We start from the raw sequence: 14,127 nt of genomic DNA, 5'->3' as shown, positions 1-14,127 counted from the left end.
TCAAGATATAGGGATTTTGCAGTTGAAGCAGATGAAAAGGGAACTTCCTTTTTCGTCTGCTTTTTGCGTATTTGAGCTAAATCATGAAAAAAGTTGCCGTTTTTTTTGCGATCCAGACATTTTCGGTGTACACTAATAAAAGTGCTGTAATGCTTGGCCCAGGGTCATGCGTTCTGGCACCATTAACGATGGTCAATACGAAAGGAGTCATTTACATATGGCGAAACAAGCGAAAATTAAATTGGCAAACGGCGGAGAAGTTCTGATCGATCTGTTCGATCAAGAAGCTCCAAACACAGTAGCAAACTTTGAGAAACTGGCTAACTCCGGTTTCTACAATGGTCTTACATTCCACCGCGTTATCCCGGGCTTTGTAGCTCAAGGCGGATGCCCTAACGGTTCCGGTGCAGGTGGCCCAGGTTACACAATCAACTGTGAAATTAACCCGAACAAACATGAGCGCGGAACACTTGCTATGGCACATGCTGGCCGTAACACAGGTGGAAGCCAGTTCTACATCTGCTATCAACCGCAACCACATTTGGATGGACAACATACTGTATTTGGTAAAGTAACTAAAGGTATGGAGTTCGTGGACGCTTTAGAAGGTAGAGACAAAATGGAAACTGTTGAAGTTGTAGAAGCTTAATACCTTCACCTTAACTGGATCCAAACATGAAGTGCTTCTTTTATAGAAGCACTTTTTTTCTTTTTTTTACATACTTGAAATCGATAATTAGAAAGGATGAATAAAACCTTGGATATGGTTACTCAGCTAAGCTTGTTAAAACAAATTTATAGTGAGCGCACGTTGTGGGATGAAGAACTGCAGGCATCGCGCCATGTCGTTCCGGATAGTCTATCCGTAAAGGATCGAGAAGCGCTTGAGGCAGCCGGGCATGAACCGAATCGATTTGTACGTCCGCAACATGATGAAACGATTACTGAGCTGAAAAAAGTTGCGAATCAATGGACGCTAAATGATGCAGCGCAGGCCTTTGTATCCTCTTTGTGGTCAGCACCCATGATCTGGCGCTCGTTGCTTACGGGCAAGCTTATTGCGAGCAGTATGCCAAGTCATGAACATACGCCATATCCATCTTCGAACACTTGTAAGATCTGCGGATTAAGTGTAGATCAAGCAACCGACACAACGCTGCAATGGTATTGGCGGATGACCAATGGTACCCCGTTGGACGGTGATCCTTTTGGATGTGTGCTGGCACTTCGAGAGCTGGCTGCAGCGCAGGAGCTTCCAATACCCAATGATTACGACCGTTGGACATTCCGTGCGGTGTTAACGGTGCTGCGTGAATTACCTCCCAAAACACGTTATAGCAAGGCAGCAGTGGCGCTAAAGAAGGAACGTCTTTTGCCTACACAGAAGGAATATGCCTACCGTGATTTGCTTGAGACGTTAGCTCTGATTGGCATATTGGATACGCCGGAACATCCTGGAATGATCACGGAATTCACCACTTACATGCAACGTGACGCACGCCCCAATGTGCGGGTTGAAGTGCAGGCCCCTCTGGCGTGGTGGGATTCATCTGTCGGAATCAATGAGAACAACCTGAAAAAGATATTTCATGATTTTGATCTGAATAATATATCACTTGCGGATAAGCCTGATGAGAATCCAGCTGTAAAGGACACGATCTTAGGAGCATTGGAGAAGAAGAGAAGTGTTCGCGGAAAAGTACCAAAGGCATCTCCTGATGCAGGTACCGGGGAGGTACAGTCTGGAGATGTGTATGCTGTTCGGGTCCGGGAAGGTGTATGGGTGACAGTATACTGTCATGAAGTCAGAGACAAGCGTGTCATCGTCGAATATCTGGATGGTGTCTTTCCAGAGATGCCGGGAAAAGCAGATTTGCATGGGACGTTTCGACCGAGAGCGAATGGACGCTGGAAATGCTCGGCTATTGCGATTGATTCCACAAGTTGGGTCAGAAGGGTGGCAAGAGAGTTCCCGCTTCCAACCTCGCCCCTGCAAGAACCTGACCGCACTCCATTCCATAATGCCAAAGAATTAAAGCATATGGCGAGCTGGTGTTTTCCTGATATGTAGAATGATACGATGGATGTGAAATGTGTCTCCAAACCAAAACCGTGCCTCCTTGAGAGGAAGCGGTTTTTTGTTGTTTCTTAGCTTATTAAAAGTTAGTATGTGACAAAAAGGAACAAAAAACAATTGATTTTTTGGCGTTAAAGTGCTAACATCCAAGTAATAACGAAAGCAATCCTTCAGGGCAGGGTGCAATTCCCTACCGGCGGTGATGCAGGAAGTGTAAGGACATATGTCCAGCACTTGATGCAAAGTCCGTGACCTGTCTGCCCTTGGCAGATGGCTGATCTGGTGTAATTCCAGAACCGACAGTATAGTCTGGATGGGAGAAGGAGAGGTGCAGACCTAACAGGTTTGCATTCAGCAGGAGTATTGCTGCACAGTCACGATGTGTGATGTCTTGCACTGTGCAGGGAAGATCCGGTTACGCCGGAAAGTTCCATACATATGCCGCACTATAAAAGCTCTTTACCTGTAATTGATGTTCATTAAGGTATGTGTCTATTTTCACTTGCCCGAAATGAAGTTTTGGGCAAAGTGTTGGCGTGCTGTATCCATTTCACTCCTGCTGGTGACATTTGTCTCTCATCATCCCCATCGAACTGATTGTTCGACGGGGATTTTTTAATAAACAAGACTTTAAACCGCGGGGTGAACGGATTTGGAAATGATCAATGATGAATTTTATATGGCACTGGCATTGGATATGGCGGAACGAGCACAGGGACAGACGGGGATTAATCCGGTTGTTGGATGTGTAGTTGTGAAAGAAGGCCGTATTGTAGGCCTGGGGAGCCATCTGAAACGTGGAACCGGTCATGCAGAGGTGCATGCACTTAACATGGCAGGCAGTGATGCAGAGGGAAGTACGGTATACGTTACACTTGAGCCTTGTAGTCATTATGGCAAGACGCCACCTTGTAGTGAACGCCTGATTCATGAAAAGGTGAAACGTGTTGTGGTATGTTGTGAAGATCCAAATCCGCAAGTATCCGGCAGGGGTATAAGCATGCTTCGTCAACAAGGCATTGAAGTTGAAGTTGGCGTACTGCGTGAGCGTGGAAGACGCATGAATGAAAAATTCATTAAGTTTATTACAACGGGTCTACCTTTTGTGACACTGAAAACGGCTACTACTTTGGATGGGAAAATTGCTACTCGCAGCGGAGACAGCAAGTGGATCTCTAACGAGCCCGCTCGTGAGATTGTGCATGCCCTTCGTCATCGTCACCAGGGAATCATGGTTGGCGTCGACACGGTAATCGCCGATAATCCGGAACTTACTACCCGTTTGCAAGTCGAAGGCATTAGTCCAGTGCGCATTGTAGTGGATTCCAAGTTACGTCTTCCCGTAGGTGCCAAAATGGTTAAGGATGGTCTTGCTCCAACATGGGTGCTGACAACAGACGAAGCCAGTCCTGAAGCTGCTGAACGTTTGGAAGCCTACGGCGTCGAGATTATACGCTGTGGTCCTGGACCACGTGTGGATCTGTTAAGCGGACTTAGCAAGTTGGGTGAACGTGATATAGGTTCGATTTTGCTTGAAGGTGGAGGTACCTTGAATGGAGCCATGTTGGAGGCACGGTTGGTTGATCGACTGCTCATGTTTATCGCTCCGAAGATTGTAGGCGGTTATGATACACCTGGAAGCTTCCGCTTCGAGGGTGTGGAACGTATGAATCAGGCTATTCAATTGAATCAGTTGGAGATCGAACAAGTTGGAGATAATATCAGCATTGGCGGTATTCCGGTGTGGCCTGAATAAATAAATGGATTTTAAAGTAAAAAGTTAAGTTCTTTATAACTTGAAAAAGGGAGGCGGCAGCATGTTTACCGGTTTGGTGGAAGAAGTCGGTCAGATCCGGCGTATTGGTCGGAAAGGCGAAGCGATGGTCCTGAATATCGGAGCTTCCGCCATCATGGACGATCTGAAGATTGGTGATAGTGTAGCAGTGAACGGCGTGTGCTTAACTGCGACAACGCTGGAAGGTGGAGGTTTTACCGCTGATGTAATGCCTGAAACCTATCGCCATACCAATCTCAGTCAGCTGCAATCTGGCAGTAAAGTTAATCTGGAGCGGGCCATGCAATCAGGCGGTCGTTTTGGCGGCCATATCGTACAGGGCCATGTTGATGGTACTGGAGTGATTGGCAGTATAACACGTGATCAGAATGCAATTGTGTTTGAGATCAAGCCTGATGATCACCAGTTATTCAAATATCTGATCCCCAAAGGATCGGTTACACTGGATGGCATTAGCTTGACCGTTGTCCATACATCGGATACCGCATTCACGGTTTCCATTATCCCGCATACCATTGGTGAAACTGTACTAAATGTGAAAAAGACAGGGGATACCATTAATATCGAATGCGATATTTTGGGCAAATATGTGGATCATCTGCTCCAGTATGGGAGAGGACATCGGGAGACGGATGCCGGCAAGCCGCGCAGTATCAGTGAAGATTTTCTCTCCAATCACGGATTTGCATAAATAGAGAACAGAAATTAACTGGAGGTGGACCAATGTCAGAACAATCCATTCTGGACACAATAGAAGAAGCCATATATGATCTCATGCGTGGTAAACCCGTCATTGTTGTGGATGATGAAGATCGGGAGAATGAAGGCGATTTTATCGCTTTGGCCGAAAAGGCGACACCTGAAGTCATTAATTTCATGATTACTGAAGGTAGAGGTCTGGTCTGTGTTCCGATTACACAACAACGTGCGGACGAACTGAACCTGAAACCGATGGTTCAACAAAATACGGATTTCCATGGAACAGCCTTCACTGTCTCTGTGGACCACAAAGATACAACAACAGGTATCTCGGCACATGAACGCTCTATTACCGTGAAAGGTCTGATCGATCCTGAGGCGAAAGCCGGGGACTTCCGTAAGCCTGGGCACATGTTCCCGCTGATTGCAAAAGACGGCGGTGTACTTCGTCGTGCCGGGCACACAGAAGCGGCTGTAGATCTTGCTATCATGTGTGGTTCCTACCCTGCTGGCGTTATCTGTGAAGTAATTAAGGAAGATGGCACGATGGCAAGACTTCCGGATCTGCAGGAGATTGCCCGCAAACATGATCTGAAGCTGATCAGTATTCAGGACATGATTCGTTACCGTAACGAAAAAGAGCAGCTGGTTCAACGTGAAGTGGCTGTGCGTATGCCAACGGACTTTGGTGAGTTTCAAGCGGTGGCTTATACAAACGCTGTGGACAATAAGGAACATGTGGCTTTGGTCAAAGGAGAAATTGATGGTTCGAAACCCGTACTTGTACGTGTGCACTCTGAATGTTTGACAGGTGATGTATTCCATTCGCATCGTTGTGACTGTGGTCCGCAGTTTGATGCGGCACTCAAACAGATTCACGAGGAAGGCAATGGCGTACTGCTCTATATGAGACAGGAAGGTCGGGGTATTGGCCTGATCAACAAGCTCAAAGCCTATAAGCTGCAAGAGGAAGGTATGGATACTGTTGATGCAAACCTGAAGCTGGGCTTTGCTGCCGACTTGCGTGATTACGGGATTGGCGCCCAAATTCTGAAAGACCTTGGGGTTCGTCAGATCAGACTGCTAACTAACAACCCTCGTAAAATTAAAGGTCTTGAAGGATATGGACTTGAAGTCGTAGAGCGTGTCGCGATCCAGATGGAGGAGAACGAGGACAATACGGTTTATCTTCATACCAAGCAAGCCAAGCTGGGGCATATGCTCAAGTTTGATGATATCGAGCAGAACGAACAGTAAATATATTTTAGATGAATAACGTTCACCATGAAATTTATGTAAGAGATTACTTAGGGATTTCCGTTACTTACATTACATTATACCGTTAGGGAGATGACTTGAATGCCACAATTTTTTGAAGGACATTTAGTATCAGAAGGATCCAGATATGGAGTTGTCGTTGGACGTTTCAACGAATTCATCACCAGTAAATTGCTTAGCGCAGCGCTCGATGCATTCAAACGTCACGGCGTGCAGGATGATGAAGTGGATGTAGCCTGGGTTCCAGGAGCATTTGAAATCCCTCTGATTGCGCAGAAAATGGCGGAGAGCGGCAAATATGATGCGGTGATTACCCTGGGAACTGTCATTCGTGGATCAACTACGCATTACGATTATGTGTGCAACGAGATGGCTAAAGGGGTAGCAGCAATTAACCTGAAAACTGGCGTGCCTACAATCTTCGGATTGGTTACGACAGAAAATATTGAACAAGCGATTGAACGTGCCGGAACCAAGGCGGGGAACAAAGGTTGGGATGCAGCTACGGCGGCAATTGAGATGGCAAACTTGACGAAACAGCTAAAATAGTGCTTATTTAATAGTAGTGCCCTGCTTTGCGCAGACGAACACGGGAAACCGGATTCGGACGGCTTAGCAGGGTTTTGTATTTTTCTGGCGGGAGGATTCGTCTAGTGACGGTAGTTACATACAAACTGGAGACTTTTGAAGGGCCTTTGGATCTGCTGCTTCATCTGATTGATAAGGCTGAAATTCATATCCAGGATATTCCCATCAGCGATATTACCGATCAATACATGGCGTACCTGCATTCAATGCAGGAACTGGAACTGGATATTACGAGTGAATTTCTGGTCATGGCAGCAACATTGCTGTCGATCAAGAGCAAACTTTTATTGCCCAAACCACCGGTCATTGAGGATTTCGAGGATTATGATTATATGGAAGAAGAAGATTATGATCCACGTGCAGAGCTGATTGCGCGTCTGATAGAATATCGCAAGTACAAGGGAATTGCGCGTCATCTTCATGAACGGGAGTGGGAACGCAGCCTTATATTTTCCAAAGAGCCCGAGGATCTGCGCCCCTATATGCCCGTAGAAGCCCCTTCGAACCCGGTTGAGGGTTTGCACACCTCTGATCTAATTGCAGCATTTCAGAAGGCGCTACGCAAGGCTGAGAAGCGTACAACCGTAACCCGAATCAAACGGGATGAGATTTCGGTTAAAGACCGGATACGGGATGTCATCGGCGCTTTGGAAAGTATGGGGCCGGGAGGCAGACTGTTATTCTCCAAGTTGATGGATGAGCATATCTATCGCCATGAGATTGTTGTCACTTTTCTGGCGGTGCTGGAACTGATGAAGATGAAGCAGATTGTCTGTTATCAGGAACGGATGTTTGATGATATCGTTATGGAGTGGAGAGGGGAAACAAAGAATCATGGATTTTCCGAAATTGAAATCGATTATTGAAGGCCTCCTGTTTTTGTCCGGAGAAGAGGGTCTGAGTATCAAACAAATTGCCGAAATCGTCGATCAGCGAGTTGAGCTTGTAACGGACGCGATTGAGGAGATGATTGGTGAATTTTCACAGCAGGGACGAGGTGTACAGATTCTCAAGATCGCTGGTGTAGTTCAGTTGGGCACCTTGCCTGACCACGCTGTATATTTCGAGAAACTGGCATACTCTCCCGCACGTACGTCCTTATCCCAAGCGGCTCTGGAGACGCTGGCTATTGTAGCGTACCGACAGCCCATTACACGGGTAGAGATTGAGGAAATCCGCGGTGTAAAATCGGAGCGGGCCATCCATACGCTAGTGAATAAGGATCTAATTATTGAAGTGGGACGAGCCGAGGCGATCGGACGACCAATTCTGTACGGAACGACCAAGTCATTCCTGGATTATTTCGGATTGGCTTCAATTAAAGACCTTCCGGAACCAGGTTTGTTCGAAGATTCCGAAAACCTGGAGGAAGAGACACAACTGTTATTCAACAAACTGGATTTGCAACAACTGGAACCGGAAATTGTTGATCCGGCAGATGATCTAAGTCAATTTGACAACGAAGACGATAATACGGACTCTTCACTCTAATTTGCAAGCTCATACTAACCGACACCCATCAGTGGAGTCGGTTTTTTTGTGCATTATTTTTAGATAAATTGAACTGAAGATTTTACGAGAGGACAGAAATAATCTGAAGAAACGGAGTGTTCGCCTAAAAGCTTTCTGAAAGAAAGCTGCATCGGAAGCATACGCTTATCCCCGGATTTACCCTTTAGAGAAGGGAATCAAAAAAATCTGGGGATAACAGCGATCGGAAGGTTATTCTGTCATCGGAGTGACCAGTGTAACTAATCTTTAGTCCAATTTGTGTATATAAAAGGTTACGGACCGGTTCCAAACAAATATGAAATGGGATTTTTAGGTCAGACGTGAATTTTTTCCTATTCAGAGTGCCATACTAGACGAGAAAAGAATTGAGGGCTTGGAGGTAAGGCCTGTGTGGATTTGGCTTGGAGGAATCGGTTTGTTGTTCGCATTGCTGATTGCCGCAGTCCTCATCTCAAATGTTCATGTACATTTTACATTCAGTAAACATAAAAGTGATGATTACGCCAATATTAATGTTCGTCTTCTCTATGGAATTGTGCGGATTAACTATGAGATCCCGAGTATTGTTTTTCGAAATATGAAAGAAGGTTTTCTGGTCAAGACCGAACAATCCATGAATCATTCGAGAGGCGAGGCCCAGGGAAGTGAACGGGTCAACAAACGCAAAGTCAAGAAGTGGGCTAAAGATGTGAAAATTATGCTTAGGGCAACGGACGCGCTCAAGCTGTGGCTGAAGCAAACACTTACACGCGTACATATGACCCAACTGTCCTGGGCTACCCACATCGGCGTTGGTGATGCAGCATATACAGCGGTGCTGACGGGCTGGGTGTGGAGTATCAAGTCCATTATTATTGGTTTTCTCACCTATCAGATCCGCTTTGATGAAACACCTGTGCTTCAGGTTATGCCGGTATGGTCCGATGAAATGGAATTTAGAACGGAGCTTGATTTCAGAGCGAAAATTCGGATTACAGCCGTTCTGATCGCTGGAGTTACACTACTCACCCGTGTGCTTCAAGTCGAAGGCGGATGGCGGATGTGGTTCAAGCTTCTTCAAGAACAACGCCGCAAGCGTAAGGAGAAGCAAAAGCTTAGTGGGACAGCACAATAAATTCCCATCAGATCAGGTCTGTTTTGGAAATATGAGGTTGGGGTTCGGTGAGTGTACTTAAAATGCTTATGTACATAAGTCCCTTCAAGTTTGGGGATGATATGGTTAGATCAAACCTAGCTTACATTGAAACTGGAGGGAATTTAAATGTCAGATCATCCAATTCAAGGCTTAATGGAAACCGCAATGGAAAATATCAAGGCCATGGTGGATGTCAATACAATTGTTGGCGATGCAGTCGAAACACCAGATGGTACCGTGATTCTGCCGATCAGTAAGGTGGGATTTGGATTTGCTGCCGGTGGAAGTGATTTTCACGTCAATGGAGAAAGTAGTGGCAAAAGTGGTGCTACGGGCACCTCTGCTGAACATGCGAGTTCAGCTAAAGTGGCTTCTCCGTTTGGTGGCGGTAGTGGCGGGGGTGTATCCATACGTCCTATTGCGTTCCTGGTGGTAGGTAAACAGGGGGTACACATTGTACCACTCGATAACTCCACACATCTGTTTGAGAAACTCATTGACTCCACCCCTTATGTTTTGGACCGAATTCAAGGCATGTTCCAACGGAATACAACATCAACGAATACTACAGGTGTACCGGTTACACCAGATCCATCAACCTATAGCTGAATCATTTCGTCATGATCCCTCCCGCATCCAAGCGTGAGGGATTTTTGCTGTTTTTGCCCGATGGGACATACTCCAAGTTGTCCGGACATAAGATAGTACAAGATTCCAAGTGACCCGGAGGAATGAATTGATGCGAAAAATAACGAAAGTCATTGCATGCATGCTTATCCCTGTCTTCTTGCTGTCTTCATTAGGGGCTACTCAAACCCAGGCAACGATTCAAGGTCCGTCTACACATGCGCAAAGCGCTGCTCTCATTGATGTCACATCAGGCCGGATCTTATACAGCAAGGATGGGGATAAAGAACTGCGAATTGCCAGCTTGACCAAAATCATGACAGCGATCGTAGCGATCGAACACAGCAAGCTGGATGAGAAAGTGAAAGTGTCTCCCTCGGCTTTTGCCAAAGAAGGATCATCTATCTATCTCAAGTTAGGCGAAGAGATGACGCTTGAAAACATGTTGTACGGGCTAATGCTCCGTTCAGGCAATGACGCGGCCTCAGCGATTGCAGAACATGTCGGTGGATCGGAAGAAGGCTTTGTCCTGTTAATGAACAAAAAGGCGGAGCAAATCGGCCTGACGCATTCCCACTTTATGAACCCTCATGGACTGGATGCAGAAGGTCACTATTCTACAGCCAATGATTTGGCCCGATTAACGGCATATGCATTGCACAATCCGGTGTTCAAACGAATCGTAGCCACAGAGGACAAATCCGCACCGAACCCCAATGAAAGCTGGGAATACTCTTGGCACAATAAAAATAAAATGCTGCGGATGTATGAAGGTGCGGATGGAGTGAAAACCGGCTACACAAAAAAAGCTTTCAGATGTTTGGTCAGCTCCGCTACACGTAACGGACAGCAGCTCGCCGCAGTAACGCTGAACGACGGAAACGATTGGAACGATCATGCTCGGATGCTAGATTTCGGGTTTGAGTACTTCCCGTTAGTAGAGGTCGCCAAGCAAGAACAGCCTGTGCAAAATACAGATGTCGTTACGGGCCGGGGATTCCGGTACCCACTAGCTAAAAGTGAACAAGGCTCATTGACCAAAAAGTTGATTCTGCACGAAAGTCGCACCCAATCAGAAACGGATGGCAAGGAACAATCGACAGATCCTTCGTTTGGATTAGCAGGTCGCATTGATATGCAACTTGACGGCAAACTTGTTGGCTCAATTCCCGTGTATCGCAAAGGCAGTTATATTCCTCCTGAACCGAAAACAGAAGATGCAACGCTGGGTAGAATCGGTGATGTCTCTTCCTGGACAGCTGCATGGCGTGCCGTGTTAAGCCACCTGTTGTCTCCTTAGCTAAATCGATATTGAAGGGAGGATATAATCCATGATTAATCTAATTTGGCTGCTCATGATTTTAATCGGATTTGCTTTTGCAGCCGTCAACGGTAATATCGAAGTGGTCACGCAAGCTGCTTTTGATGGGGCGGCAACGGGAGTCACGGTCTGTTTTGGATTGATTAGTGTGCTTGTGTTCTGGATGGGCATGATGAAAATGGCTGAAGATGCGGGTCTCCTGGCTCGGATTGCCAAGCTGCTCGGTCCGGTTGTGGGCTTCCTGTTCCCCGATGTGCCCAAAAATCATCCGGCGATGGGTTATATTCTCTCCAATATGAGTGCCAATTTGCTGGGACTAGGAAATGCGGCTACACCGATGGGAATCAAAGCCATGCAACAGTTGCAGGAGCTTAATCCGGACAAACAAACCGCTTCTCCTGCTATGTGCACCTTACTGGCTCTGAATACGGCTAGCATTACCATTATTCCGACAACGTTGATCGCCATCCGCTTAAACTATCATTCCGCCAATGCAACAGAGATTGTGGGAACAACATTGATGGCTACCATTATCGCTACACTTGCTGCTATCATCGCCGATCGCTGGTATCGAAACAGAGCTTTACACAAACCGCCGCGCATACAGAAAAGTGGCAATCCCGGCATGAAAGGATGAGCACCTTTGTTAACCTTCATCAACTGGATTTCCGTCTGGGCCATCCCGGTTATTATCGCGTTTGTTCCATTATATGCGTTTACCAAAAAGGTCCCGGTTTACGAATCCTTTGTTGATGGGGCCAAGGATGGTTTCTCCACTGCAATCAGTATTATTCCGCATCTCGTGGGCATGATGGTCGCAATCAGCGTATTTCGTGCCTCGGGTGCACTGGATTTTGTAATTAGCCTGTTCGCTCCGCTGGTGTCCTGGATGGGTGTTCCAGGCGAAGTGTTGCCACTCGGAATACTGCGTCCTTTAACGGGGACAGGCTCTCTGGCGTTTACAACCGATCTGATCAAAACCCATGGCCCCGACTCCATGATTGGACGTATGGCATCTACGATTCAGGGGAGTACAGACACCACGTTATATGTGCTGACTGTTTATTTTGGGGCTGTAGGCATACGGAACGGTCGATATGCACTCAAAGTAGGGTTGTTTTCCGATGTTGTTGGTTTTATTGCTGCCCTCGCCATTTGTTTGCTCGTTTTTGGTTAAAAGATATCTCCTTTCCTTCCGATATATTAGATATGCTAGAATAATAGCGGAGGAGAGTGAGACATGCAGAAGAGTTGGAAACGAATGCTCCGTGTCGGAATGTCAGGCGTGCTTGCTATTGCAATGCTCGCAGGGTCAACGGGGCTGGCGGCAGCTCAAGCCGTTCAGACGATACATTTTACAGGTTACTTCGACAAACAGCTGCGTGCACAAATGGCAGTCACAGCGGATTCTTTTCCAGTCGTGAATGTACGTTTGGTCAAGCAGGATGAACCCGATATGGTATATTATGATGTTGGTACCTCGATACTAATCTCGAAGGATGAAGTGCTCACGAATTATCATGTCGTTCAGAGTTTTGCTGAACTGTCTGATGGTGATGAAGGTACACTGACTGTTGCGAGTCCGGGTTCCTTGGGTAAGCCTGTAAAGGCAAAAATTATTAAGACAGACCCGGTGACAGATATGGCACTGCTGAAGCTGGACAAGGAAATAGATGCCCAACCGGTCGCATTTGCAAATGCAAGGGATAACCAGGTTGTCTATACGATTGGATTCCCCAAAAATCCTGCTGGTGATCTTGTCATCCTGGATGAAGATTTTCCTTCAACCTTCAATACGATAGCCAAAAGCAGAGTGTTCAGTTCCCAAGCCTCGGATGTTCCAGGTAAAAAGGGAATCGGCAGTATTGTGAAATCCATGGCACAAGGTAATTCAGGTGGCCCTGTTCTGGATCAGAGCAATCGGGTCATTGGTATGATGACATTTGTGTACGGTGGACGTACCTATTATATTACTTCCAAAACATTGCAGACTTTCATTAAAGAGAGCGCTAAACCTGCCAAAAAACAGGTTGCAGTTGCCGGCAAAGTTTCCAATTAAATGATTTTTAAAAAAAGGCTTATCTTTACGCCAACTGTGTTCAACAGGTTGTGTAAAGGTAGGCTTTTTTGCGTCAATCTCGAGGAGGAAGGTAGCCTAAAGTGGATATTCGTGTCCCGAGTTTACAAAATCCTTGGATAATCCTTGTGATTTCACTGCGTGATGGGTATCATTAGTGTGAGGTGACATGACAAACATGGAAAGATTACAAAAAATTATCGCACAGGCAGGCATTGCATCCCGCCGCAAGAGCGAGGAACTAATCCTGTCCGGCAAAGTAGAAGTTAACGGGGAGGTCGTAACCGAACTGGGTACAAAAGCGAACCCCGAAGAGGATATGATTACGGTTAATGGAAAACCGATCCGCAGTGAGAAAAAAGTGTACTTGATGTTGAACAAGCCAAAAGGCGTAATCACAAGTGCATCTGACCCGGAAGGTCGGAAAATTGTGTCCGACTATCTGAAAGGTGTCAAGGAACGCGTATATCCTGTAGGTCGTCTGGATTATGACACAGAGGGCTTATTGATCCTTACCAATGATGGTGAGTTTGCACATTTGCTGACGCATCCGAAGCATCACGTACCCAAAACGTATCATGCAACGGTTAAAGGTGTGCCGCATGGTACAGCTCTGGAGAAATTAAAGACAGGCATTATGCTGGATGACGGTATGACTGCTCCTGCAGAGGTAGAGTACAAAGATGTGGATACAGCGGCCAATGAGTCGATCATTTCCATTACGATCTATGAAGGTCGTAACCGTCAGGTTAGACGTATGTTCGAGGCAATCAACCATCCGGTAACCCGATTGAAACGGATTTCATTTGGTGGTATTTTGCTACAAAACCTGAAACGTGGTCTGACACGCAATCTGACCAAAGAGGAAGTCAACAACCTAATTACCCTCGCACAATCAGAACCAGCCAAAAAAATGAAAAAAAGGTAATGTGAGGACACAAAATTTTCATAAAACCGCCGCAGTTTTGTGACGAAATTCGCTATAATTGTTCATAGGATGTTCACAGTTGTCTTAGAC

The 14,127-nt window shown here is 46.3% G+C and carries 15 protein-coding genes and 1 riboswitch; all 15 genes read left to right on the top strand.

Annotated features, from left to right (window positions below; all coding sequences use genetic code 11):
* Positions 1-217: 217 nt before the first annotated feature.
* The gene (locus tag J2Z28_RS17845; protein WP_211083508.1) at positions 218-649 is read left to right on the top strand and encodes a peptidylprolyl isomerase; all 432 of its coding nucleotides are present in this window, start codon (positions 218-220) and stop codon (positions 647-649) included.
* A gap of 114 nt (positions 650-763) precedes the next feature.
* The gene (locus J2Z28_RS17840; protein WP_244988378.1) at positions 764-2,071 is read left to right on the top strand and encodes a hypothetical protein; all 1,308 of its coding nucleotides are present in this window, start codon (positions 764-766) and stop codon (positions 2,069-2,071) included.
* 168 nt (positions 2,072-2,239) lie between these two features.
* Positions 2,240-2,406, top strand: a riboswitch (FMN riboswitch).
* 323 nt (positions 2,407-2,729) lie between these two features.
* Positions 2,730-3,833 carry a bifunctional diaminohydroxyphosphoribosylaminopyrimidine deaminase/5-amino-6-(5-phosphoribosylamino)uracil reductase RibD gene (gene ribD / locus J2Z28_RS17835; RefSeq protein ID WP_047843583.1) on the top strand — a complete coding sequence of 368 codons (1,104 nt, stop codon included), beginning with the start codon at positions 2,730-2,732 and terminating at the stop codon, positions 3,831-3,833.
* A 61-nt stretch (positions 3,834-3,894) separates the two neighbouring features.
* Positions 3,895-4,563 carry a riboflavin synthase gene (gene ribE, locus J2Z28_RS17830; RefSeq protein WP_074095672.1) on the top strand — a complete coding sequence of 223 codons (669 nt, stop codon included), beginning with the start codon at positions 3,895-3,897 and terminating at the stop codon, positions 4,561-4,563.
* A gap of 32 nt (positions 4,564-4,595) precedes the next feature.
* Positions 4,596-5,828: a bifunctional 3,4-dihydroxy-2-butanone-4-phosphate synthase/GTP cyclohydrolase II gene (locus tag J2Z28_RS17825; protein WP_244988366.1), complete on the top strand. Its 1,233-nt coding sequence runs from the start codon at positions 4,596-4,598 to the stop codon at positions 5,826-5,828.
* Between the two features lie 102 nt (positions 5,829-5,930).
* On the top strand, positions 5,931-6,398 hold the full coding sequence (gene ribH / locus J2Z28_RS17820; RefSeq protein WP_017687651.1) for a 6,7-dimethyl-8-ribityllumazine synthase: 468 nt from the start codon (positions 5,931-5,933) through the stop codon (positions 6,396-6,398).
* A 104-nt stretch (positions 6,399-6,502) separates the two neighbouring features.
* Positions 6,503-7,303: a segregation and condensation protein A gene (locus J2Z28_RS17815; protein WP_211083506.1), complete on the top strand. Its 801-nt coding sequence runs from the start codon at positions 6,503-6,505 to the stop codon at positions 7,301-7,303.
* Complete coding sequence (gene scpB, locus J2Z28_RS17810) at positions 7,272-7,928, top strand: SMC-Scp complex subunit ScpB (RefSeq protein ID WP_211083505.1); 657 nt, start codon at positions 7,272-7,274, stop codon at positions 7,926-7,928. Before J2Z28_RS17815 ends, scpB begins: the two co-directional genes overlap by 32 nt.
* A gap of 409 nt (positions 7,929-8,337) precedes the next feature.
* On the top strand, positions 8,338-9,063 hold the full coding sequence (locus J2Z28_RS31695) for a DUF2953 domain-containing protein (RefSeq protein ID WP_211083504.1): 726 nt from the start codon (positions 8,338-8,340) through the stop codon (positions 9,061-9,063).
* Between the two features lie 147 nt (positions 9,064-9,210).
* On the top strand, positions 9,211-9,693 hold the full coding sequence (ytfJ, locus tag J2Z28_RS17800; RefSeq protein ID WP_211083503.1) for a GerW family sporulation protein: 483 nt from the start codon (positions 9,211-9,213) through the stop codon (positions 9,691-9,693).
* Positions 9,694-9,823: 130 nt separating this feature from the next.
* Positions 9,824-11,011 carry a D-alanyl-D-alanine carboxypeptidase family protein gene (locus J2Z28_RS17795; protein WP_211083502.1) on the top strand — a complete coding sequence of 396 codons (1,188 nt, stop codon included), beginning with the start codon at positions 9,824-9,826 and terminating at the stop codon, positions 11,009-11,011.
* Between the two features lie 31 nt (positions 11,012-11,042).
* A complete protein-coding gene (locus J2Z28_RS17790) occupies positions 11,043-11,669 on the top strand; it encodes a nucleoside recognition domain-containing protein (protein ID WP_036672256.1) in 627 nt (208 codons plus the stop codon).
* 6 nt (positions 11,670-11,675) lie between these two features.
* On the top strand, positions 11,676-12,209 hold the full coding sequence (locus J2Z28_RS17785; RefSeq protein WP_017687658.1) for a spore maturation protein: 534 nt from the start codon (positions 11,676-11,678) through the stop codon (positions 12,207-12,209).
* 63 nt (positions 12,210-12,272) lie between these two features.
* Positions 12,273-13,091 (top strand): S1 family peptidase, encoded by an 819-nt coding sequence (locus J2Z28_RS17780; RefSeq protein WP_211083501.1) that lies wholly within the window; start codon positions 12,273-12,275, stop codon positions 13,089-13,091.
* Positions 13,092-13,287: 196 nt separating this feature from the next.
* Positions 13,288-14,037, top strand: coding sequence for a pseudouridine synthase (locus tag J2Z28_RS17775; protein WP_017687660.1), 750 nt, complete (start codon positions 13,288-13,290; stop codon positions 14,035-14,037).
* The last annotated feature ends 90 nt before the right edge of the window (positions 14,038-14,127 follow it).

This window comes from Paenibacillus xylanexedens (assembly GCF_017874615.1).
Taxonomy (GTDB): domain Bacteria; phylum Bacillota; class Bacilli; order Paenibacillales; family Paenibacillaceae; genus Paenibacillus; species Paenibacillus xylanexedens.
This window is presented reverse-complemented; position numbering and strand designations above follow the sequence as displayed.